The organism is Nocardioides sp. F233 (assembly GCF_057813895.1).
Map to the genome: position 1 here is coordinate 80905 of NZ_JBVASH010000002.1, position 20230 is coordinate 101134.

General features: G+C 72.5%; 22 protein-coding genes. 16 read left to right on the top strand and 6 right to left on the bottom strand.

Features of this window, described 5'->3' with window-relative positions:
- Window positions 1-40: 40 nt before the first annotated feature.
- The 3 genes from ACZYRU_RS06760 to ACZYRU_RS06770 are packed head-to-tail and all read left to right on the top strand — an operon-like array spanning window position 41 to window position 2441.
- Window positions 41-1192: a glycerophosphodiester phosphodiesterase gene (locus ACZYRU_RS06760; protein WP_488956322.1), complete on the top strand. Its 1152-nt coding sequence runs from the start codon at window positions 41-43 to the stop codon at window positions 1190-1192.
- Between the two features lie 24 nt (window positions 1193-1216).
- On the top strand, window positions 1217-1630 hold the full coding sequence (locus ACZYRU_RS06765) for an HIT family protein (protein ID WP_488956323.1): 414 nt from the start codon (window positions 1217-1219) through the stop codon (window positions 1628-1630).
- A 40-nt stretch (window positions 1631-1670) separates the two neighbouring features.
- A complete protein-coding gene (locus ACZYRU_RS06770) occupies window positions 1671-2441 on the top strand; it encodes an SDR family NAD(P)-dependent oxidoreductase (protein ID WP_488956324.1) in 771 nt (256 codons plus the stop codon).
- Between the two features lie 67 nt (window positions 2442-2508).
- On the opposite strand, the gene ACZYRU_RS06775 is transcribed toward ACZYRU_RS06770, so the two are convergent.
- Both ACZYRU_RS06775 and ACZYRU_RS06780 read right to left on the bottom strand, forming a co-directional pair.
- Complete coding sequence (locus ACZYRU_RS06775) at window positions 2509-3270, bottom strand: hypothetical protein (protein WP_488956325.1); 762 nt, start codon at window positions 3268-3270, stop codon at window positions 2509-2511.
- Entirely contained in the window at window positions 3267-3761 is a 495-nt protein-coding gene (locus ACZYRU_RS06780) for a SigE family RNA polymerase sigma factor (RefSeq protein WP_488956326.1), read from the bottom strand. The genes ACZYRU_RS06775 and ACZYRU_RS06780 overlap by 4 nt, the downstream gene beginning before the upstream one ends.
- A gap of 201 nt (window positions 3762-3962) precedes the next feature.
- Here ACZYRU_RS06780 and ACZYRU_RS06785 point away from each other — a divergent pair, with 201 nt between their 5' ends.
- Window positions 3963-5006, top strand: a complete 1044-nt coding sequence (locus ACZYRU_RS06785) for a DUF3048 domain-containing protein (protein ID WP_488956327.1) — start codon at window positions 3963-3965, stop codon at window positions 5004-5006.
- A 25-nt stretch (window positions 5007-5031) separates the two neighbouring features.
- Here the strand turns inward: ACZYRU_RS06785 and ACZYRU_RS06790 are convergent, their stop codons facing one another.
- Window positions 5032-5748, bottom strand: coding sequence for a TetR/AcrR family transcriptional regulator (locus tag ACZYRU_RS06790; RefSeq protein ID WP_488956328.1), 717 nt, complete (start codon window positions 5746-5748; stop codon window positions 5032-5034).
- Between the two features lie 334 nt (window positions 5749-6082).
- On the opposite strand from ACZYRU_RS06790, the gene ACZYRU_RS06795 reads away from it, so the two are divergent.
- The 10 genes from ACZYRU_RS06795 to ACZYRU_RS06840 all read left to right on the top strand — a co-directional run bounded on the left by ACZYRU_RS06795 (window position 6083) and on the right by ACZYRU_RS06840 (window position 16721).
- Window positions 6083-6628 (top strand): hypothetical protein, encoded by a 546-nt coding sequence (locus ACZYRU_RS06795; protein WP_488956329.1) that lies wholly within the window; start codon window positions 6083-6085, stop codon window positions 6626-6628.
- 149 nt (window positions 6629-6777) lie between these two features.
- Window positions 6778-7836, top strand: coding sequence for a TIGR03617 family F420-dependent LLM class oxidoreductase (locus ACZYRU_RS06800; RefSeq protein WP_488956330.1), 1059 nt, complete (start codon window positions 6778-6780; stop codon window positions 7834-7836).
- Entirely contained in the window at window positions 7821-8381 is a 561-nt protein-coding gene (locus ACZYRU_RS06805; protein ID WP_488956331.1) for a YqgE/AlgH family protein, read from the top strand. Before ACZYRU_RS06800 ends, ACZYRU_RS06805 begins: the two co-directional genes overlap by 16 nt.
- Before the next feature lie 66 nt (window positions 8382-8447).
- The gene (locus ACZYRU_RS06810) at window positions 8448-9008 is read left to right on the top strand and encodes a TetR/AcrR family transcriptional regulator (RefSeq protein WP_488956332.1); all 561 of its coding nucleotides are present in this window, start codon (window positions 8448-8450) and stop codon (window positions 9006-9008) included.
- Window positions 9005-10489 (top strand): MFS transporter, encoded by a 1485-nt coding sequence (locus ACZYRU_RS06815; protein WP_488956333.1) that lies wholly within the window; start codon window positions 9005-9007, stop codon window positions 10487-10489. The genes ACZYRU_RS06810 and ACZYRU_RS06815 overlap by 4 nt, the downstream gene beginning before the upstream one ends.
- A gap of 18 nt (window positions 10490-10507) precedes the next feature.
- Complete coding sequence (locus ACZYRU_RS06820; RefSeq protein ID WP_273521060.1) at window positions 10508-10774, top strand: DUF3039 domain-containing protein; 267 nt, start codon at window positions 10508-10510, stop codon at window positions 10772-10774.
- Complete coding sequence (locus tag ACZYRU_RS06825) at window positions 10771-12549, top strand: DEAD/DEAH box helicase (RefSeq protein WP_488956334.1); 1779 nt, start codon at window positions 10771-10773, stop codon at window positions 12547-12549. Before ACZYRU_RS06820 ends, ACZYRU_RS06825 begins: the two co-directional genes overlap by 4 nt.
- A 159-nt stretch (window positions 12550-12708) precedes the next feature.
- Entirely contained in the window at window positions 12709-13524 is an 816-nt protein-coding gene (locus ACZYRU_RS06830) for an ABC transporter ATP-binding protein (RefSeq protein ID WP_488956335.1), read from the top strand.
- 8 nt (window positions 13525-13532) lie between these two features.
- On the top strand, window positions 13533-14561 hold the full coding sequence (locus ACZYRU_RS06835; protein ID WP_488956336.1) for an ABC transporter substrate-binding protein: 1029 nt from the start codon (window positions 13533-13535) through the stop codon (window positions 14559-14561).
- Window positions 14562-14576: 15 nt separating this feature from the next.
- Entirely contained in the window at window positions 14577-16721 is a 2145-nt protein-coding gene (locus ACZYRU_RS06840; RefSeq protein WP_488956337.1) for an iron ABC transporter permease, read from the top strand.
- Here the strand turns inward: ACZYRU_RS06840 and ACZYRU_RS06845 are convergent.
- Window positions 16694-17203: a winged helix-turn-helix transcriptional regulator gene (locus ACZYRU_RS06845; protein ID WP_488956338.1), complete on the bottom strand. Its 510-nt coding sequence runs from the start codon at window positions 17201-17203 to the stop codon at window positions 16694-16696. The genes ACZYRU_RS06840 and ACZYRU_RS06845 overlap by 28 nt on opposite strands.
- Window positions 17204-17267: 64 nt before the next feature.
- On the opposite strand from ACZYRU_RS06845, the gene ACZYRU_RS06850 reads away from it, so the two are divergent.
- A complete protein-coding gene (locus tag ACZYRU_RS06850; protein ID WP_488956339.1) occupies window positions 17268-17726 on the top strand; it encodes a PaaI family thioesterase in 459 nt (152 codons plus the stop codon).
- Window positions 17727-17902: 176 nt separating this feature from the next.
- On the opposite strand, the gene ACZYRU_RS06855 is transcribed toward ACZYRU_RS06850, so the two are convergent.
- Both ACZYRU_RS06855 and ACZYRU_RS06860 read right to left on the bottom strand, forming a co-directional pair.
- Complete coding sequence (locus ACZYRU_RS06855; protein ID WP_488956340.1) at window positions 17903-19159, bottom strand: MFS transporter; 1257 nt, start codon at window positions 19157-19159, stop codon at window positions 17903-17905.
- Entirely contained in the window at window positions 19156-19602 is a 447-nt protein-coding gene (locus ACZYRU_RS06860) for a MarR family winged helix-turn-helix transcriptional regulator (RefSeq protein WP_488956341.1), read from the bottom strand. The genes ACZYRU_RS06855 and ACZYRU_RS06860 overlap by 4 nt, the downstream gene beginning before the upstream one ends.
- 67 nt (window positions 19603-19669) lie before the next feature.
- On the opposite strand from ACZYRU_RS06860, the gene ACZYRU_RS06865 reads away from it, so the two are divergent.
- Entirely contained in the window at window positions 19670-20212 is a 543-nt protein-coding gene (locus ACZYRU_RS06865; protein WP_488956342.1) for a DUF1697 domain-containing protein, read from the top strand.
- Window positions 20213-20230 lie beyond the last annotated feature (18 nt).

Here is a 20230-nt window from a genome sequence, read left to right on the forward strand (position 1 = left end):
CCTCCCCGACGGGCCACCTGCGGCTGGTCGGCTGGCGGTCATGACCCGGACGACCCTCCTCGGGAGGACCCTCATGGCCGCCACCACCACTGCCGTCGTCGCCCTCGGCGCTACCGCCGCCCCCGCGCAGGCCGCACCCGGCAACGGCAACGCCCACGCCGAGCGCCACCCCGGTGCCGAGCCGATCGTGATCGCCCACCGCGGTGCCTCCGGCTACCGCCCCGAGCACACCCTCGCGGCGTACCGCCTCGCCATCCAGATGGGCGCCGACTACGTCGAGCCCGACCTCGTCTCGACCAAGGACGGCGTCCTCGTCGCCCGCCACGAGAACGAGATCAGCGGTACGACGGACGTCGCCACGCACCCGGAGTTCGCCGGCCGGCGCACCACCAAGACCATCGACGGCGTCAGCGTCACCGGCTGGTTCACCGAGGACTTCACCCTCGCCGAGCTCAAGACGCTGCGCGCCAAGGAGCGGCTGCCGCAGGTCCGCCCCGACAACACCCGCTACGACGGCCAGCTCGAGATCCCGACGCTCAAGGAGGTCATCCAGCTGGTCAAGCGCGAGTCGGGCCGCAGCGGGCGCACCATCGGCATCGCGCCCGAGACCAAGCACCCGTCGTACTTCGACTCGATCGGGCTCTCCCTCGAGGAGCCGCTCGTGCGCACCCTGCGCCGCAACGGCCTGGACCGGCCCAACGCCAAGGTCGTCATCCAGTCCTTCGAGACCGGCAACCTGCGCCAGCTCGACACGATGACGCGCGTCCCGCTGGCCCAGCTCGTCGACGGCAGCGGTGCGCCGTACGACCTCAGGGCGGCCGGCTCGACCACGACCTACGCCGACCTGGTCAAGCCCGCCGGCCTCGCCGACATCGCGACGTACGCCGACTGGGTGGCGCCGACCAAGGGCCTGATCATCCCGCGCAACGGGTCCGGGGCGATCGGGGCGCCGAGCTCGCTGGTCGCCGACGCGCACGGCGCCGGGCTGCGCGTGGTGACCTGGACGATGCGGGTCGAGAACCAGTTCCTGCCGACCAACCACCGCATCGGCACCGACCCGAACGCGAAGGGCGACCTGGCCGGCGAGATCGACGCCTTCCTCGACGCCGGTGTCGACGCCCTGTTCTCCGACAACCCGGACATCGCCGTCGCCACCCGCGACTCCTGGCTCGCGGGCGAGGGCGCGGCCTGACCGTCCCCGGCTAGATTCGGCGACATGGCGGACTGCGTCTTCTGCTCCATCGTTGCCGGCGACACCGAGGCGGACGTCGTGCTCGACGAGCCCGACCTGCTGGCGTTCCTCGACCGGCGCCCGGTGTTCAAGGGCCACGTCCTGCTCGTGCCCCGGACCCATGTCGTCACGCTGCCCGACCTCCCGGCCGGGCAGCGTGACGGGTTCCTGGGTGCCGCGCAGCGCCTGGCGAGCGCGGTGGTCGACGGGCTCGGCGCGCAGGGCAGCTTCGTGGCGATGAACAACGTCGTCAGCCAGTCGGTGCCGCACCTGCACCTGCACGTCGTACCGCGGACCAAGGGGGACGGGCTGCGCGGCTTCTTCTGGCCGCGCACCAGGTACGCCGCGGGGGAGTCCGCAGAGTATGCCGCCCGCCTGCGGACCGCGTTGGCGTCGTAGGCTGCGGCCGATCGTCTACCGAGTTGAGAGGTCAGCACCCATGGGTCGTTTCGACGGGCGAGTCGCCGTCATCACCGGAGCCGCACGAGGGATCGGGTTCGGCACCGCCAGCCGGTACGCCGAGGAGGGCGCATCGGTCGCGATCGTCGACCTCGACGAGGCCGCTGCCGCCGAGGCCGCTGCCAAGCTGCCCCTGGTCGAGGGCGCCAAGGCCATCGGCGTGGGCGCCGACGTCTCCGACGGCGCGTCGGTCGACGCCGCCATCGAGCGGGTCGTCGCCGAGCTCGGCGGGATCCACGTCCTGGTGAACAACGCGGGCATCACCCGCGACAACCTGCTGTTCAAGATGACCGAGGACGACTGGGACCTGGTCATGGGTGTGCACCTCAAGGGCGCGTTCTTGATGACGAAGGCCGCGCAGAAGCACTTCGTGGAGCAGAAGTACGGCAAGGTCGTGAACATCTCCTCGATCTCGGCGCTGGGCAACCGGGGCCAGGCCAACTACTCGGCCGCCAAGATGGGCATCCAGGGCTTCACCCGGACCCTCGGCATCGAGCTCGGCCCGTTCGGGATCAACGTCAACGCCGTCGCCCCCGGGTTCATCGCCACCGAGATGACCGATGCCACCGCGGCCCGGCTCAAGCTCGACGTCGACGAGTTCCGTCGCCTCAACGCCGAGGCCAACCCGGTCAAGCGGGTCGGCTTCCCCGAGGACATCGCCGCCGCGGTGACCTTCCTGTCGAGCGACGAGGCGTCGTACATCACGGGTCAGACGCTCTACGTCGACGGCGGCATCAGCCTCGGCACCTGATCCACCGCAGGACCACTGAGTCGGGTGGGTGGGAGTGACCTCTGGGTCACTCCCACCCACCCGACTGTCATTGGAACCAGAGGTCGGAGGTCGCCAGCGCGGTCAGCTGGTCGGGGGTGAGGGGCGGAGCGTCGCTCACCACGACGGCCGGCGTCTCCGGCGTGGAGCCGACCCCGTTGAACGCCGACACGTCGATCATCCAGCCGTCCGGTGCGAACACCCCGGCCCAGTGACCGGTGAAGCCGCTCCGGTCGGACCCGTCGCCGCCGTCCCCGGAGCGCAGCCACAGCCATGAGCCGTCCGGGAGCCGGCGACAGTCCGGGGTCCCGCAGGTCTTCCGCGCCGAGTAGCGCCTGCCCTTCACACTCATGTCGTAGAGCCGGAGCTCGACGTCGGCGCCGTCGATTCGCACGTCGATCTCCAGGCCGTGCTGGCTGAGCTGGTCGGGGTCGTCGATCGGCCTGGTCCGCAGCCCGTTGATCCTGCCGGCGGGCAGGTGGTCCAGCAGGCGTTCCACGATGACGTCGTCAGGCACGAGCGAGCGCTGGTCGGCCGGCGTCAGCCCCCCGGCCCAGGCCGGGGTCGGCGCCGGCGGCGTCGGACGGGTCGCCGTCCGGTCGTGGGCGGTCGTGGCGCCGAGCGACGACTGCCAGGCGACCGCGCCGACGACGAGGGCCGCCACCGCACTGCCCGTCGCCAGTGCGGCGGCCCTGCGCCGCCGGACCTGCTGCCGACCCCGCAGCGCCGCACCTGCCACCAGGCCGGTGATGTCGGGGTCGAGCCGCTCGGAAGCGCGCTCCAGGACCACGGTCAGCTCGTTCTCGTTCATCGCACTACCTCCTTCCGCATCCGCGCCAGCGCGCGCATGCTCCGGTTCCGGACCGCCCCGGGGCTCAGGCCGAGCACCCCGGCCACCTCCTCGACGGACAGGTCCTCCAGGTGCCGCAGCACCACGACCGCCCGGTCCACCGGCGCCAGCCCCGCGAGGGCCTCGGTGAGGGCGAGCCGCAGGTCGGTGGCCTCGGCGTGGTCGGCGGTCCCCTCGGCGTCGAGCCCCGGCAGGTCGGCGTACGGCGTCTCGGTGCTGCTGCGTCGACGGCGCCCACTGATGAAGGTGCGGGTGAGTACCGTCTGCGCGTACGCCGCCGGGTTGTCCAGGCGCGGCCCGAGCCGCCGGTGCATCCGCACGTAGACCTTCGCCAGCGTCTCCTGCACCAGGTCCTCGGCCTGCGTCCGTTCGCCGCAGAGCAGCCACGCCGCGCGGTACAGGTGCGGCGCCTGCGCGCGGGCGAGCTCCTCGAACGGGTCCGGCACGGTCATGGTCCTCCTGGGTTCGGGTTCCTCCACCCGCTACGACGCACCCGGGGCCGGATCCGTCACATCCCGGTCGTCAGGGGCTGCTGCATCTCGTCGGCCCAGCGGGGACGACGGCAGCCCGGAGCATCCGCCCAGTGTGGCCGACGTCCGCGACACGCGGGGGCGGCTCCGCCCTGTGGGTCCGGCGTGGGTCAGACTTGCCGCGTGCGTCCATCGATCATCCGCCGTGCCCTGCCCGCCTCGCTCGTCGTGCTGAGCCTCGTGCTCGCCGGCTGCGGGGGTGGTGACGACGGCGGGAAGAAGTCGAGCGGCGGGGGCGACACCCCGACGGCGGCCAGCGAGACCCCGGCGCCGCCGGCCACCTGGCCGCTGACCGGTGAGCTGACCCAGGGTGGGGCGGACCCGGCGCGCAAGCACCCGGCGTACATCGTCAAGATCGACAACTCGATCGACAGCGACCCGCAGATCGGCATCGGCAAGGCCGACCTGGTGGTCGAGGAGCTGGTCGAGGGCGGGATCACCCGGCTCGCGGTGTTCTTCTACGAGAAGCTGCCCGAGAAGGCCGGCCCGGTCCGGTCGATGCGCCTCACCGACGTCGGCATCGCCAAGCCGCTCGGCGCCACGATCGTCACCTCGGGCGCGGCCCCGGTGACGCTCAACGGCATCCGCAAGGCCGGCATCAAGTTCCTCGACATGAACAACCCCAACGTCGTGCGCATCAACGACGGCACCCACGACTCGCTGCACAGCGTGATGGCCGACCTGAAGAAGATCGGCGCCTCGGCGCGCGGCACGGCCACGCGGCCTGACGACTACCTGCCGTTCGGCGACACCGCGCTCCCGGCCGGCGCGCCCGCGACCACGATCGACGCCAAGCTGTCCGCCGGGCGCACCTCGCACTGGAAGTACGACGGCTCGAAGTACGTCCTGCAGAACGGCTACATGGCCGACGGCGACGTCTTCATGCCCGACACCGTGATCGCGGCGACCGTGCGCACCAGCCTGGCGCCCTACAAGGACCCCGCCGGCAACCCGGTCCCGGTCTCGCACTTCGAGGGCAAGGGCAAGGCGGTCATCTTCCACGGCGGCCAGGCCATCGACGTCACCTGGGAGAAGGCCGACGAGGGTGCCGAGCTGACCTTCAAGGACGCCGCGGGCAACGAGATCGAGCTCCCGGCCGGCAAGACCTGGCTCGAGCTGGTGCCCGGCAAGGGTGCCGCGTCGACGGGTTCGGTCACCTACAACTGACCTGCGACGTACGCCGCCGGCCCGGTCACTCCGGGTCGGCGGCTTCGTCGTTCTCGCCGAGCGCGCTCGGCATGGCGATGCCCTGCTCGACCAGGCTCTGCACGCCGGCGAGCAGGAACCCGATGGCGCCCTCGACCCGCCGGGCCGCGGCCTCCGGGTCGGCGGCCGTGGCGACGGACTCGCCGGCCGAGGACATCGCGCCGAAGAAGATCCGCGCGAAGGTCTGCAGCATGTCCTCGTCGAGGTCCCACGAGCCCGCGTCGAGCGTGGCGCGGACGATCTCGACGATGTTGGCGAAGGTCGAGCGCTCCTCCTGCTCGCGGTAGCGCTCGTAGCCCAGCACCGCCGGCCCGTCCTGGATCACGATCCGACGGTACGGCGACTCCTGGACCACGTCGAGGAAGGAGCGCAGGCCCTCGGTCGCCTTGCGCCACGGGTCCTTCTGGCCACGCAGCGACTTCTGGATCCGCTTGGCGGCCTCCTGCTCGACCCGCTCGAAGACGGACTCGAAGAGCGCCTGCTTGCCGGAGAAGTGGTGGTAGAGCGCGCCCTTGGTCACCCGCGCGCCGGACACGATGGCGTCGAGCGAGGTCGCGGCGTACCCCTTCTCGGCGAAGAGCTGCTCGGCGACGTCGACCAGGGCCCGCTTGGTGGAGGCGGAGTACGCCGCCCGCCGCGACGCCCCGGGCACCCCGGGAACGGGGACCTTGGGGACGAGTTTCGACACCGATGCCTTCGCCATCAGTGGTCGTCTCCGGAGGTTGTTCGGGGGTGGCCCGTGCTCCGGGTGCGTGCATGGCAAGGCGGCGGAGCGAAGTCGTACTGGGTCGTCCAACGAGCGACGCCAACGCCGCCAGGTGCGTGCCCGGGGCGCGGGGCACGCGAAGAACCTCCGGAGATGACCACTGACTCAGCATAGGCGCGCCGTGACACCCGTCACGTGGCCGGGTGGGCGGGATCACGGTGTCACTCCCTTGGGCATACCCGGGGTCGGCTCCATACTCGTAGTACGTACCAGCGGTATGTCGGATACCCCGAGTTCCGGACGACCGCCGATCGAAACAGGAGTGCTGACCATGACCTGGACGGCCTTTCACAACCGGGGCGAGACCCTCCGCTCCGTCATCGCGACCTCCGCTGTCCGCCGCGACGGCCTGCTGCCCATGGACGTCGACGGTGTCGCCGCCGCGTTCCGCGACGAGCTCGACCTGCTCGCCTCCCTGACCCTCAAGTGGCACACCCGCCTGTCCGGCCAGATCGAGCGGATGCTCGCCCGCCAGCCGATGGACCTCGCCGAGGCCGTCGAGATCGCGTGGAGCAACACCGCCCACGAGCTGCCCGGCGTACGGATGATCATCGACCACTACCGCGCCCACCCCCTCGACGACGCGATGGCCTCGGCCATGGAGGCGGCCTCCTTCAAGGAGCACCACCTGCTGGCCGTGATGGCCGGCCGGACCAGCATCGGCGACGAGGCCGCCGACCGGATCGGTGCCGAGATCGAGGAGCGGGCCCGCCTGCTCCACCGCGGCATGCCGGTCGTCACGCCCGACGTGGTGTACGCCGAGCCCGAGGTCCGCGGCACCCTCCTCGAGCGCCTGCGCGCCGTGGTCGCCGCCTGACCCTCCCGAACCAACCGGCACCACCCCCTCCCGGGTGCGGCCCCGGACCCGCGCGACTCCCTCCCAATGTCGCGCCGGGTCCGGGGTCGCTTTGCGTGCGACGCCGGGCCGCCGACCCGCGGGCCGGGGCGCGAGGGGAGGATCGGCCCATGGAGCTGATCTCGTCCCTCCCGGCCGACACCGCGTTGGCCGACGTCGGCGCCCGGGCGCGTCGGGTCGAGGCCCTCGGCTTCGACACCCTGCACGTGTCGGAGACGGTCAACGACCCGTTCGTGACGGCCACGTTGGCCCTCGAGCACACCCAGCGGCTGGTGGTGCGCACCAGCATGGTCGTGGCGTTCCCGCGCAGCCCGATGGTCACGGCATATGCCGCCTGGGGACTGTCGCGCTTCTCCGGCGGTCGTCTCCAGCTCGGCGTCGCGTCCCAGGTCCGGGGCAACGTGGTCGGCCGCTACTCGGCGCCGTGGGTCGACCCCGTGGCGCAGCTGCGTGACTACGTCGCGTCGCTGCGGGCGATCTTCGCCTCCTTCCAGGAGGGGGTGCCGCTGGCCCACGAGGGTCCGCACTACCGCTTCGACCGGCTGCAGCCGTACTTCAACCCGGGTCCGCTCGACCACGCGGCGCCGCCCGTGTGGACCGGCGGGGTCAACGAGCGGATGTGCGCGCTGGGTGGCGAGGTGGCCGACGGCTTCGTGTGCCACCCGACCTCCTCGCACCCGGCGTACCTCGACGCGACCGTCGTGCCCGCCATCGAGCGCGGTATCGAGCGCGCCGGGCGCACCGACGGCGGTCCGGCGCTCGTCGTCGCGGCGAAGCCGCTGACGGGAAGGGGCGCGAGCGAGGTGGCTGCGGCGGTGGTCGCGGCGCGGGACGGCCTGGCCTTCCTCTACAGCACGCCCGCCTATGCGCGGCAGCTCGAGCTGCTCGGTCACGGCGACGTGGCCACCCGGCTCGCCGACCGGGCCGGGGAGAAGGACTGGGCTGGCCTGGCCGCCTGCCTGGACGACGACCTGGTCGCCGAGCTGGTGCCCACCGGCACGTACGCCGACCTGCCGGCGGTGCTGGCCGACCGGTACGCCGGCCGGTGCGACGGGCTGATCATCGACCTGCCGGCCGATCCCGCCGACGACGCCGAGCTGGCGGCCGTCGTCGCGGCCGCGCGCAGCATCCCGACAAGGGGGATGATGGGGTCATGTCCAGCGAGCTGAGCGCCGGACGCCTGCTGCTGGCGTCGCCCGACCTGCTCGACCCGAACTTCGTCGACACCGTCGTGCTGCTGCTCGACGTCAACGACGAGGGGGCGCTCGGCGTCGTCCTCAACCGCCCCACCGCGCTGCCGGTCTCCGAGGTGCTGGGGGAGTGGGGCGAGGTCGTCGAGGAGCCCGAGGTTCTCTTCCAGGGCGGCCCGGTCGCGACCGACGGCGCCCTCGCCGTCGCCCTGGCCGCTCCCGGCGGCGAGCACGCTGCCGGCTTCCGGGTGCTGTGGGACCGGGTCGGCCTCCTCGACCTCGACACCCCGCGCGAGCTCGTCAACGGCACCGTCGACCGGCTGCGGATCTTCGCCGGGTACGCCGGCTGGGGTGCCGGGCAGCTCGAGGCCGAGATCGCCGAGGGCAGCTGGTACGTCGTCCCGAGCCGGGTCGACGACGTCTTCCTCGGCGACACCCACGACCTGCGTCGTCAGGTGCTGCGTCGCCAGCCCGGCGACCTCGCGTTCCACGCCACCCGCCCGGCGGACCCCGAGCTGAACTGACCACCTCCGAGGACTTGAGACATCACTGTCTCATGTGAGACGGTGATGTCTCACCGAGGAGGAACCATGACCACCCGGGACACGGTGCTGGCCGCCGCCCAGCGCCTGCTCACCACCGATCCGACCGCTTCGATGGCGCAGATCGCCACCGCGGCCGGTGTGGGCCGCGCGACCGTCCACCGCCACTTCGCCAGCCGCGAGGACCTGCTCCACGAGATCGGCCGCCGATCCCTCGACCGCTGGGCCGCGACCCTGGTCGACACCGGCGCGGCCGACGCCGCGGCGTCCGGCGACCCCGAGCGGATCCGGGCCTGCCTCGACGAGATGCTCGGCCAGTTCGTCGTCGACGCCGACGAGCTCGGCATCGCGCTGACCGACCCGACCGTGTGCAACGCGCCCGGTCTGCGCGAGCGCGCCCAGGCGCTGTTCGCCGACGAGGTCGCGCTGTACGCCGCCGCGCAGGCGGCCGGCGTGCTCCGCTCCGACGTACCTGCCCGCTGGTTGGGGCACAGCGTCTACGGCCTGCTCGTCGCTGCGCGCGACGCCCTCGTCGCTGGCGACATCGCCCGCAACGACGCCCAGGCGCTGGTCCGTTCCACGTTCCTCGAGGGAGGTGCTGCCCGATGACCACCACCATCCGCACGCAGTCCGCCGAGGTGCGGGACCGCCGCCGCTGGGGCGGACTGGCCGTGCTCGCGGCCAGCCTGCTCGTCGTCGTGATGGACATGACCGTCCTCAACGTCGCGCTGCCCGACCTCACCGAGGACCTGCAGGCCGGGGCGCTCGCCCAGCTGTGGATCGTCGACGTCTACTCGCTCGTCCTCGCCGGCCTGCTGGTCCCGATCGCCGCGATCGCCGACCGCTGGGGCCGGCGCCGGATGCTGCTCACCGGCTTCACGATCTTCGCCGTCGCCTCACTGGCCGCGCTGGTCGCGCGCAGCCCTGGCGACGTGATCGCCGTCCGGGCCCTGCTCGGTGTCGGTGGCGCGATGATCATGCCGGCCACGCTCTCGCTGATCCGGGCGCTGTTCCCCGATGCCCGCGAGCGGGCCTTCGCGCTCGGGCTGTGGGCCGCGACCGCCGCCGTCGGTGGCGCGGTCGGGCCGATCGTCGGCGGCGCGCTGCTCAGCGCGTTCAGCTGGCACGCGGCCTTCCTCGTCAACGTGCCGCTCATGGTCGTCGCGCTGGTCGCGGGCCTCCTGCTGCTCCCCGAGAGCCGCTCGGAGAAGCCCGGCCGGGTCGACGCGATCGGCACCGTGCTCTCCGTCGCCGGCATGGTCGCTGCGGTGTACGGCGTCAAGCACCTCGGCAAGGGCGACCTCGACGCCGCCACGCTGCTCGTGCTCGGCGCCGGTGTCGCGATGCTGGCGCTGTTCGTGTGGCGCTGCCTGCGCCAGGACGAGCCGATGCTCGCCGTACGCCTCTTCGCGAACCCCGTCTTCCGCTCGGGTGTGGCCACCGCCCTGGTGAGCAGCACCGCGATGATGGCGCTGCTGTTCGTCGGCTCGCAGTGGCTGCAGCTGGTCCAGGGCTGGAGTCCGCTGATGGCCGGCGTCGCGCTGCTGCCGATGGCCGTCGGCGGCCTGGTCGGCCCGCCGCTCGCGCCCGCCGTCGCCGGCCGGTTCGGTGCGCGCAACGTGATCGTCGCCGGTCTCGTCGTCCTCGCTGCCGGCCTGCTGGTGCTGTGGCTGCTGCCCCGTCCGATGCCGTACGCCGGCATCGCGGTCTCGCTGGTCCTCGTCGGCTTCGGTACGGCGGCCCTGGGCCTGGCGTCCGCGCTGATCATGGGCGCCGCGCCCGTCCACCAGGCCGGCTCGGCGGCCGCGGTCGAGGAGATGTCCTACGAGGTCGGCGGCGTGCTCGGCATCGCCCTGCTCGGCAGCCTCGCGGGCGTGGTCTACCGCCACGGGCTCCCGTCCGGCGCGCCGGACGCCGCTGTGGAGTCGGTCACCGGCGCGCTCGGGACCGCTGTGGAGCCGGCCGCGCTGGCGTCGTACACGGACGCCTTCGGGATCGTGGGCCTCGCCGGCGCCGTGATCACGCTGCTGGTCGCGATCGTGGTGTGGCGCGAGCTCCCGGAGGACGTCGATGTCTCCGGTGGGCACTAGACTCCACCCGTGACCACGATCGGATTCTCGACAGACACGGACGTCCGTGAGGACCGCCGTACCGTCCCGACCGACGAGGGCGACCACGAGCGTTTCTCCCACTACGTGGAGAAGGACAAGCTGACCGAGGCGATGGTCATGGGCACGCCCGTCGTGGCCCTGTGCGGGAAGGTCTGGGTGCCCAGCCGGGCGCCGGAGAAGTTCCCGGTCTGCCCCGACTGCAAGGAGATCTGGGAGGGCCTGTCGGACGACAAGGGCCCGGAAGGGTCCGGTCCCGACGCATGACCTCGCTCGGTCCGGCGTGGCCGGAGCGGGCAGCCTGGGGCACGGCGCCGTCGCTGCGTGCCTGGCAGTCCGCTGCGCTCACCGACTACCTCGCCCGCAACCCGCGTGACTTCCTCGCCGTCGCGACCCCGGGCGCCGGCAAGACCACCTTCGCGCTCACCGTGGCCGCGGAGCTGCTCGGCCGGCGCCTCGTCGACCGGCTGATCATCGTCGCGCCCACCGAGCACCTCAAGTCCCAGTGGGCCGAGGCCGCCGCGCGGGCCGGCATTCCGATCGACCCGACGTACTCCGCGGGCTCGGGCAAGATCTCGAGCGACTACGTCGGCGTCGCGGTCACCTACGCCGGTGTCGGCGTGAACCCGCTCGCCATGCGGATCCGCACCGAGCGGTTCAAGACCCTGGTCATCCTCGACGAGATCCACCACGCCGGTGACTCGATGAGCTGGGGCGAGGGCGTGCGCGAGGCGTTCGAGCCGGCCGCCCGGCGCCTGGCGCTGACCGGTACGCCGTTCCGCTCCGACATCAACCCGATCCCGTTCGTCACCTACGCGCCCGGCGAGGACGGCGTACCGACGTCGGTGGCCGACTACACCTACGGCTACTCCGAGGCGCTCGCCGACCACGTCGTGCGTCCCGTGCTGTTCCTCGCCTACTCCGGCCAGATGAGCTGGCGCACCCGGGCCGGCGACGAGGTCGCCGCGTCGCTGGGCGAGCCGCTCACCAAGGACATGACCTCCCAGGCGTTGCGCACCGCGCTCGACCCCACCGGCTCCTGGATGCCGTCGGTGCTCGAGGCTGCCGACAAGCGCCTGTCCGAGGTACGCCGTCACGTCCCCGACGCCGGCGGCCTGGTCATCGCGTCCGACCAGGACAGCGCGCGCGCCTACGCCAAGCTGCTCAAGCAGATCAGCGGCGAGTCGGTGACGGTCGTGCTCTCCGACGAGAAGGCGTCGTCGAAGAAGATCTCGACGTTCAGTGACGGCGACTCACGCTGGATGGTCGCGGTCCGGATGGTCTCCGAGGGCGTCGACGTGCCGCGCCTCGCGGTCGGCGTGTGGGCGACCACGACCTCGACCCCGCTGTTCTTCGCGCAGGCCGTCGGCCGCTTCGTGCGGGCCCGGAAGCGCGGCGAGATCGCCTCGGTCTTCCTCCCGTCCGTGCCCAACCTGCTGGGCTTCGCGGCCGAGCTCGAGGCCCAGCGTGACCACGTGCTCAAGCGCAAGGTCAGCGAGGACGGCGACATCTTCGCCGCCGAGGAAGACCTGATGAACCAGGCCAACGCCTCCGAGTCGGCCTCCGAAGAGCTGGAGCTCGGGCCCTTCGAGGCGCTCGGCTCCGAGGCCCGCTTCGACCACGCGCTCTACGACGGCGCGCAGTTCGGCCACGAGGGCGAGGTCCACGTCGGGTCCGAGGAGGAGATGGACTTCCTCGGCATCCCCGGCCTGCTCGAGCCCGACCAGGTGAGCGCACTGCTCCAGCAGCGGCAGGCCGATCGGCGTCGCTCGCGGCGCCCGGAGGGCGCCGGGCAGTCCGAGCACGAGCGGGCCGCCGACACCCTCACCGAGGTCACCACCCACGAGCACCTCGGTCTGCTGCGTCGCGAGCTCAACTCGCTGGTCGCGTCCTGGAACCACCGCACCGGGCAGGCGCACGGCATCACCCACGCCGCCCTGCGCAAGGAGTGCGGGGGGCCCGCGGCCGCGGTCGCCAACGCCGACCAGCTGCAGAAGCGGATCGACCGGATCCGGGAGTGGGCGGCGCGCAAGACGTCCTGACGGCGGGCTGCAGGAATACCCGCTTCAGCGGGTATTCCTGCGCTTCCTGACGTTTGCAACGGGCAGGAAGCGCAAGTTTCCCCGCTGAAGCGGGTATTCCTGCACTCGTGAGACACCCCACAGGCAAGGCTCACCTAACTTAGGTTAGGCTTCCTTCTCGTGACGACGGTTCTCGAAGGACGCGGCCTGGTCCTGGGCTACCAACGCAGCACGGTGGTGCACGGCGTCTCCGTGCGCCTCGCGCCCGGCGAGGTGACCGCGCTGATCGGCCCCAACGGCAGCGGCAAGTCGACGGTGCTGCGCTCGCTCGCGCGCCTGCACCCGGTGGCCGAGGGGCAGATCACCCTCGACGACTCCGACGCGGCGCCGCTGAGCGCGAAGGAGTTCGCGCGCCGGGTCACCCTGCTCTCGCAGTCGCGACCGCACCCGTCCGGGCTGGAGGTCCGCGACGTCGTCGCGTTCGGCCGGCACCCGCACCGCGGCCGCTTCGCCGGCGTGACCGACGCCGACCGGGCCGCCGTCGACCGCGCGATGGCCGTGACCGGCATCGACGTGATGGCCGACCGGCCCGTCGACCAGCTCTCCGGCGGCGAGCTGCAGCGGGTCTGGCTGGCCACCTGCCTGGCCCAGGACACCGCCGTCGTGCTGCTTGACGAGCCCACCAACCACCTCGACCTGCGCTACCAGGTCGAGACGCTCGACCTGGTCCGCGACCTCGCGGACCGGCACGGGACGGCGCTCGGCGTCGTCCTGCACGACCTGAACCATGCCGCCACCGTGGCCGACCAGGTCGTGCTGCTGCACCAGGGAGCGGTCCGCGCGGTCGGCACACCGGCCGACGTACTCACGGCTGAGCACCTCACCGCCGTGTACGGACTGCCCATCCGCTGCTTCGTCGACCCGGACACGGGCGCGGTGCGGGTGGAGGCCCAGGGCAGGCACCACCACCGACCCACCTACCAGCCCCACCAGTGAGGAACCCGATGAAGACCCGACCGATCGCTGCCCTGGCTCCCGTCGCGGTGCTGCCGCTCGGCCTGCTCCTGGCCGCCTGCGGCACGACCGAGGCCGACGCCGGCGACAAGCCGGCCCCGAAGGCCGCCGACTCGGCCGAGTGCTCCGCCGACGAGACGACGACCTCGACCGGCCCGGTGAAGCTGACCGACAGCTACGGCCGCACGGTCGCGCTCGACAAGCCCGCCGAGCGGGTCGCCGTGCTCGAGTGGCAGCAGGTCGAGGACGTGCTCTCCCTGTGCGTCGCGCCGGTGGCCGTCGCCGACGCCGACGGCTACACCACCTGGGACACCGCCGAGAAGCTGCCCGACGGCGTGACCGACGTCGGCACCCGCGGCGAGCCGAACCTGGAGACCTTGTTCGGCACCAACCCCGACCTGGTCATCGTCGAGGCCTACACGCCCGACGACGAGATCCTCAAGCAGCTGGCGAAGTACGACGTCCCGGTGCTCGCCACCAAGGGCGCCGACGCCGCCGACCCGGTCGCGAACATGATCGACACCTTCGAGCTGATCGCCCGGGCGACCGGCCGCGAGGAGCGCGCGAAGGTCGTCGTCGACGACTTCAACGCCCACCTGGCCGAGGCCAAGGAGAAGGTCGCCGCCGCCGACGCCGGGAAGTTCGTCTACTTCGACGGCTGGGTCCAGGGCGGCAACGTCTCGATCCGCCCATTCGGCCAAGGGTCTCTCATGGGTGAGCTCGGCGAGCAGCTCGGCCTGGAGAACGCCTGGACCGGCGAGGTCGACCCGGCGTACGGCCTCGGCCAGACCGACATCGAGGGCATGAGCGAGCTCGGCGACGCCACCTTCTTCTACACCGGCACCGTCGACCCCGAGGGCGACGTCAACGCCGCGCTCGCCGAGAACGCCGTCTGGCAGAAGATCCCCGCCGTCGCCGAGGGCCGCGCCCACGCGTTCCCGGCCGGCGTGTGGACCTTCGGTGGGCCGCGCACGGCCGAGCAGGTCGTCGACGCGTACGTCGACCTGCTGACCAAGTAGTCGACGGGTAGCGCCATGAGTGTCGAGCAGCAGCAGCGCGCCACCGCGCCCCCCGGGACGTCCGGGACGACCGGGTCGTCGGGGGCAACGCCACGCCTGGGACGGGCCGGTGTCGCCAGCGCCGGCGGTGCGTTGCTGCTGCTCGTCGTCGCCCTGCTGGGGGTGTCCGCCTGGCACCTCACCCAGGGCACCTCGGCGATCGGGGCGGGCGACCTGGTCCGCTGGCTGCTCGGCGACCGGTCCGGATCCGGCACGGGCGCCGACGCCGGTGACGTCCTGATCGGCTCGCGGGTGCCGCGACTGGCTGCCGGCATCGCGGTCGGTTTCGCGCTGGGTGTGGCCGGCGCGCTCTTCCAGTCGCTGGCCCGCAACGCGCTCGCCTCGCCCGACACCCTTGCCGTCACCGGCGGCGCCTACCTCGCGGTGACCGTGGTCGCGGCGTTCGGGATCGCCGTCCCGATCTGGGCCTCCGGCCTCACCGCCTTCGTCGGTGGCTCACTCGCGGCCTTCCTCGTCCTCGGCCTGGCCGGCGGCGCCGGTACGGCGACCACCCGGCTCGTTCTCGCCGGCTCCGCCGTCGCGCTCGCCCTGCAGGCCGCCACCTCGACGCTGCTCATCCTGTTCGAGGAGGAGACCACGAGCCTGTTCGCCTGGGGGAGCGGCTCGCTCAGCCAGCTCGGGATGCGCGCCTTCCAGCAGGCGGCACCGGTGGTGGTCGTGTGCACCCTCGCCGCGTTGCTCCTCGCGCGCCGGCTCGACCTGCTCGGGCTCGGCGACGACAGTGCAGCGGTGCTCGGCGTACCCGTCCGGTCGACGCGCGCGGCCGGCACCGTGCTCGCGGTACTCCTGACCGCGGCGTCGGTGACCCTCGCCGGACCGATCGGCTTCGTCGGCCTGTTCGCCCCCGTGACCGTGCGGCTGACCGGCCGGGCGGTGCCCGCGCTCAACCGGCACGCCGTGCTGATCCCGGCCGCCGGCCTCGTGGGCGCCGTGGTCGTCGTCCTCGCCGACGCCCTCATCCGGGCCGTGCTCGGTGCGGACGAGGCGATCTCGATCCCGACCGGGATCACCACCACCCTCGTCGGCGCGGTCGTGATGATCGTGCTCGCCCGGCGCGGCCGCGACTCGGGGCCGACCCGGCAGCCCGCCGCAGCGCGGGTCCGGGTCGGAACCCGGCTGCGCTTCGTCGTCGTGCTCGCCGCGGTGGTCGTGGCAGCCGCGGCCGTCGTCCTGCTCGGCCTGCTCGCCGGTGACACCTGGCTCAAGGCCGGCGACATCTCGCTGTGGCTCGACGGCGAGGCGGCGCCGCTGGTCCAGTTCGCGCTCGACGAGCGGGCGCCACGGGTCGCGGCCGCCGTCCTCGGCGGGGCCGCGCTCGCGCTCTCCGGCGCCCTCGTCCAGGCGACCTGCCGCAACCCGCTCGCCGAGCCGGGCATCCTCGGCATCACCGGCGGTGCGGGTGTCGGCGCGGTGGTCGTGGTGACCGGCGCGGGTGTCTCGCAGGCCGCGAGTAACACTGCGATCCTCGTCGGCGCGGTGGTCGGCGCGCTGGTCTCGTTCGCACTCGTCTACGGCCTGTCCTGGCGCCACGGCCTCAACGCCGACCGGCTGCTGCTCATCGGCATCGGCACCTGGTACGGCGCCGCCGCGCTCACCACCTTCCTGCTGGTGCGCTCGAACCCCTGGGACACGCCGCGGATCTACACCTGGATGTCCGGTACGACGTACGGCCGCACCTTCGAGCAGGTCCTGCCCGTCGCCGTCGTGCTCGCCCTCGCGCTTCCGCTCGCCTGGCTGGTGCGTCGCGAGCTCGACCTGCTCGCGCTCGACGAGGACACCCCGCGCCTCGTCGGCGTGCGCCTGGAGACGGTCCGCCTCGTCGTGCTGGTCACGGCCGCCCTGCTCGCCGCGACCAGCGTGGCCGCGGTGGGCGTGGTCGGCTTCGTCGGCCTGGTCGCACCCCACCTCGCCCGGGCGCTGGTCGGCGGCCGGCACGCCCGCTCAGTCCCGGTCGCGGTCCTCGTCGGCGCGGTGCTGCTCGGGCTCGCCGACCTCGTCGGGCGGACCGTGATCGCGCCGGCCCAGGTGCCGGCCGGGCTCGTGGTGGCGCTGATCGGTGCGCCGTACTTCGTCTACCTGCTGGCCAGGTCGCGCGCCTGACCCGATCTCTCGAACGGTCGCACGCCCGGGCCGGGGCGGGTGGCCACGTGCCGCGGGTCGTCGACCGCGTGACCGGCGGCGCAGCGGATCTTGACGTGCACCGGCTCCTCGCAGTCGCGGTGCACGAACACCGTCGGCGGCCCGCCGGGATCGGCGAGGTGCCGGTCGCCCCAGTGGCTGATGGCCAGCAGGATCGGCTGGAGCTCGAGGCCCTTGGCGGTGAGCCGGTACTCGTGGCGGGTGCGGGCGCCGTCCTCGCGGTAGGGCTCCCTGCGCAGGATGCCCTCGTCGACCAGGGACGCGAGCCGGTTGGTCAGCACCTGGCGGGGGATCCCGGCGTGCCGGCGGATGTCGTCGAAGCGGCGGACGCCCAGGAAGACCTCGCGCAGCACGACCACGGTCCAGCGCTCGCCGAGGATCTCCATCGCCCGACCCAGCGTGCAGTTCTCCACGGACCAAGCCAGTGCCGGGGGAGCGCTCATGACAGCAGCATAGGCGATCTAAGTCTCATTGACAGACTCAGCCGGGGGTTGGTCTGATGGCTCCATGACTGAGTCCGCGACCAAGACCCAGCTCGAGAGCCTCGACGGCTTCGAGCAGCTGCACGCGATCCTCGACGGCCGGCTCCCGGCGGCGCCGATCGCGGACACCCTCGGGTTCGTGGGCTTCGAGGTGCCCGAGCGAGGGACCGCGATCTTCGAGCTCGACCCCGAGCTGCGCCACTACAACCCGATTGGCAGCGTCCACGGCGGCGTCTTCGCGACGTTGCTCGACTCGGCCTGCGGCTGCGCGGTCCACTCGACGTTGGCGGTCGGCGAGGGCTACACCTCGCTCGACCTGACCGTGAAGTTCCTCAAGCCGGTCACCGTCGACTCCGGCCGGCTGCGCGCCGTCGGCACGGTGCTGCAGCGCGGCCGCCGTACCGCCCTCGCCGAGGCGAAGCTGTACGACGGCCGCGGCAAGCTGGTCGCCTACGCGAGCTCCAGCTGCATGATCTTCAGCTGACCCGGCAGAAACTGGTTCTGAGATCCCGCCGACCCGGCCCGAACTGGCTCCGAAATCGCGCCGACCCGGCAGAAAGTGGCCGTCACGAGTGCCACTTTCTGCCGGGTCGGCGTTGTTCGCGAGCCACTTCGGGCCGGGTCGGCGGGTTTTTCAGGCCTTTTCGAGCCGGGTCAGCGTCAGGCGAGGTCCCCCAGTGCCTCGGCCTCGGCCTCCTCGGGGGAGTGGGCGGCGGGGGCGCCGTGCAGCGCGGTGTGGATGGTGCGGGCGCCGGCCACGAGGACCACGACCCCGACCGCGACCGCGATGCCGCCGAACCAGAACGGCGCCGCGGACCCCTGGTGCTCGGCGAGCTTGAGGGCGACGTACGGGCCGACGGCGCCGCCGGTGAACCGGACGAAGGAGTACGCCGCCGAGGCGACCGGGCGCTCGACGGGCGCCGCGCCCATGACGGCCTCGGTGACCAGGGTGTTGATGATGCCGAGGAAGGCGCCCGCGACGACGATGCCGACGACGACCACGGTCGAGGTGGAGGCGCCGACCGCCATCATCAGCAGGTCGAGCGCGAACAGGGTGAGCGCTCCGATCAGCGCGGGCACCGTGCCGACCTTGCGCTGCACCCACGGCGCGAGCGCGACGGATGCGACGGCGAGCAGCACGCCCCAGCCGAAGAAGATCCAGCCGATCTGCATGATCCCGGCCTCGGGGAGCGCGAACGGGCCGGCGGCGAGCAGCGAGAAGAAGCCCAGGTTGTAGCAGACCGCCACGGCCGCGATCACGGCGAGCGCGGGGTGGGCGAGCGCCTTGAACGGGTCCGCGAGCGTCGTACGCCGGGCGGCCGGCGGGGTCGCGGGCAGGAGCACCGCGGTCGCGACGAGGGCGATCGTCATCAGCACCGAGACGCCGAAGAACGGGCCGCGCCACGACTGCTCGCCGAGCAGGCCGCCGACGAGCGGCCCGGAGGCGATGCCGAGACCGAGGGCCGCCTCGAACAGGATGATCGCCTGGGCCAGCGAGCCCTTGGATGCGCTCACGATCGTCGAGAGCGCGGTCGCGATGAACAGGGCGTTGCCCAGGCCCCAGCCCGCGCGGAAGCCGATCACGGCGCCGACCGAGCCGGACATGCCGGCCAGGCCGGCGAAGACGATGATCAGGACCAGGCCGGTGAGCAGCGTCTTCTTGGCGCCGATCCGGGTCGAGACGACGCCGGTGACCAGCATCGCGACGCCCATCACCGCCATGTAGCTGGTGAACAGCAGCGACACCTGGCTCGGCGTCGCCTCGAGCTTGGCCGCGATCTCCTTGAGGATCGGGTCGACCAGGCCGATGCCCATGAAGGCGATGACGCAGGCGAAGGCGACGGCCCACACCGCGCGCGGCTGGTGCAGGAACGAGCCGGAGCCGGTGTCGGTCTCGGCATGGAGTGCGGTGGTCACGAGTGTCCTTCCGGAGTGGTCGGGGGAGTGGGTTCGAGGACGGCCTGGAGCACGGCCACGGCGGTCGCGAGGTCGTCGGTGGAGAGATCGGTACGACGCGCGAGGCGCTCCGAGACGAGCGCGGCGCCGAGCTTCCGGATCCGGGCCAGCTCGGCCCGGCCGGCCCCGGTGAGGTGGACCAGGCTGCTGCGCGCGTCGGCCGGGTTGGGCTCCTTGGTCGCCCACCCGAGCTCGACCAGCTGGTTGACCTGGCCGGTCATCGTCGGCTGCGAGCAGCGGTCGATCTGGGCGAGCGCGGTGATCCCGAGGGGACCGGTCTCGTCGAGGATCGAGAGCACCCGGGTGCCGGCCGAGGGGGCGTGCTCGCGGCGGACCAGCCGGACCAGGCGGGCGGCGTACACCGTCAGGTCGCTGCTGAGGCCGTCGACGTCGGGGGTGCTCACGTCTTCCGAATATACATAGGAAACCTATGCATGTCGAGTGAGGGTGGGGCACGCCACAATGAGCGCCATGCCGACCTACGTCGCCTTCCTGCGCGCCATCAACCTCGGACCGAACCGCAAGTTCGCCAAGGCCGACATCGTCACCGCGACCGAGGCGGCGGGCGGCACGGACGTGCTCACCCACATCAACACCGGCAACGTCCGGCTGAGCACGCCGCTGCGCTCGCGCGCGAAGGTGGAGGCGGCGCTGGAGGAGGCCTACCTCGCGCAGACCGGGTTCGAGGTCCCGACCATCGTCTACGCGCCTGCCGAGCTGAGCGCCATCGCCGACGACGCACGCGAGCTGACCGCGTCCCGCCCGGACCTGGAGCGGCACTACGTCTACCTGCTCAAGGACGAGCCCGACCCCGCGCGTGTCGCCGAGCTCGAGGCCCGCAGCGACGACGTCAACGCGGCCGTCGTCCGACGCCGCGCGGTGCACTTGCTGCTCGGGCCCGGCTACCAGGCCGGTGGGGTGGACCCGTTCAAGTGCGAGAAGGCGCTGCAGGTGGTGGCCACCAACCGCAACTTCAACGTGGTCACGACGCTGGCCGACAAGTGGTGCTCCTGAGTCGTCCGGACCGCTGTG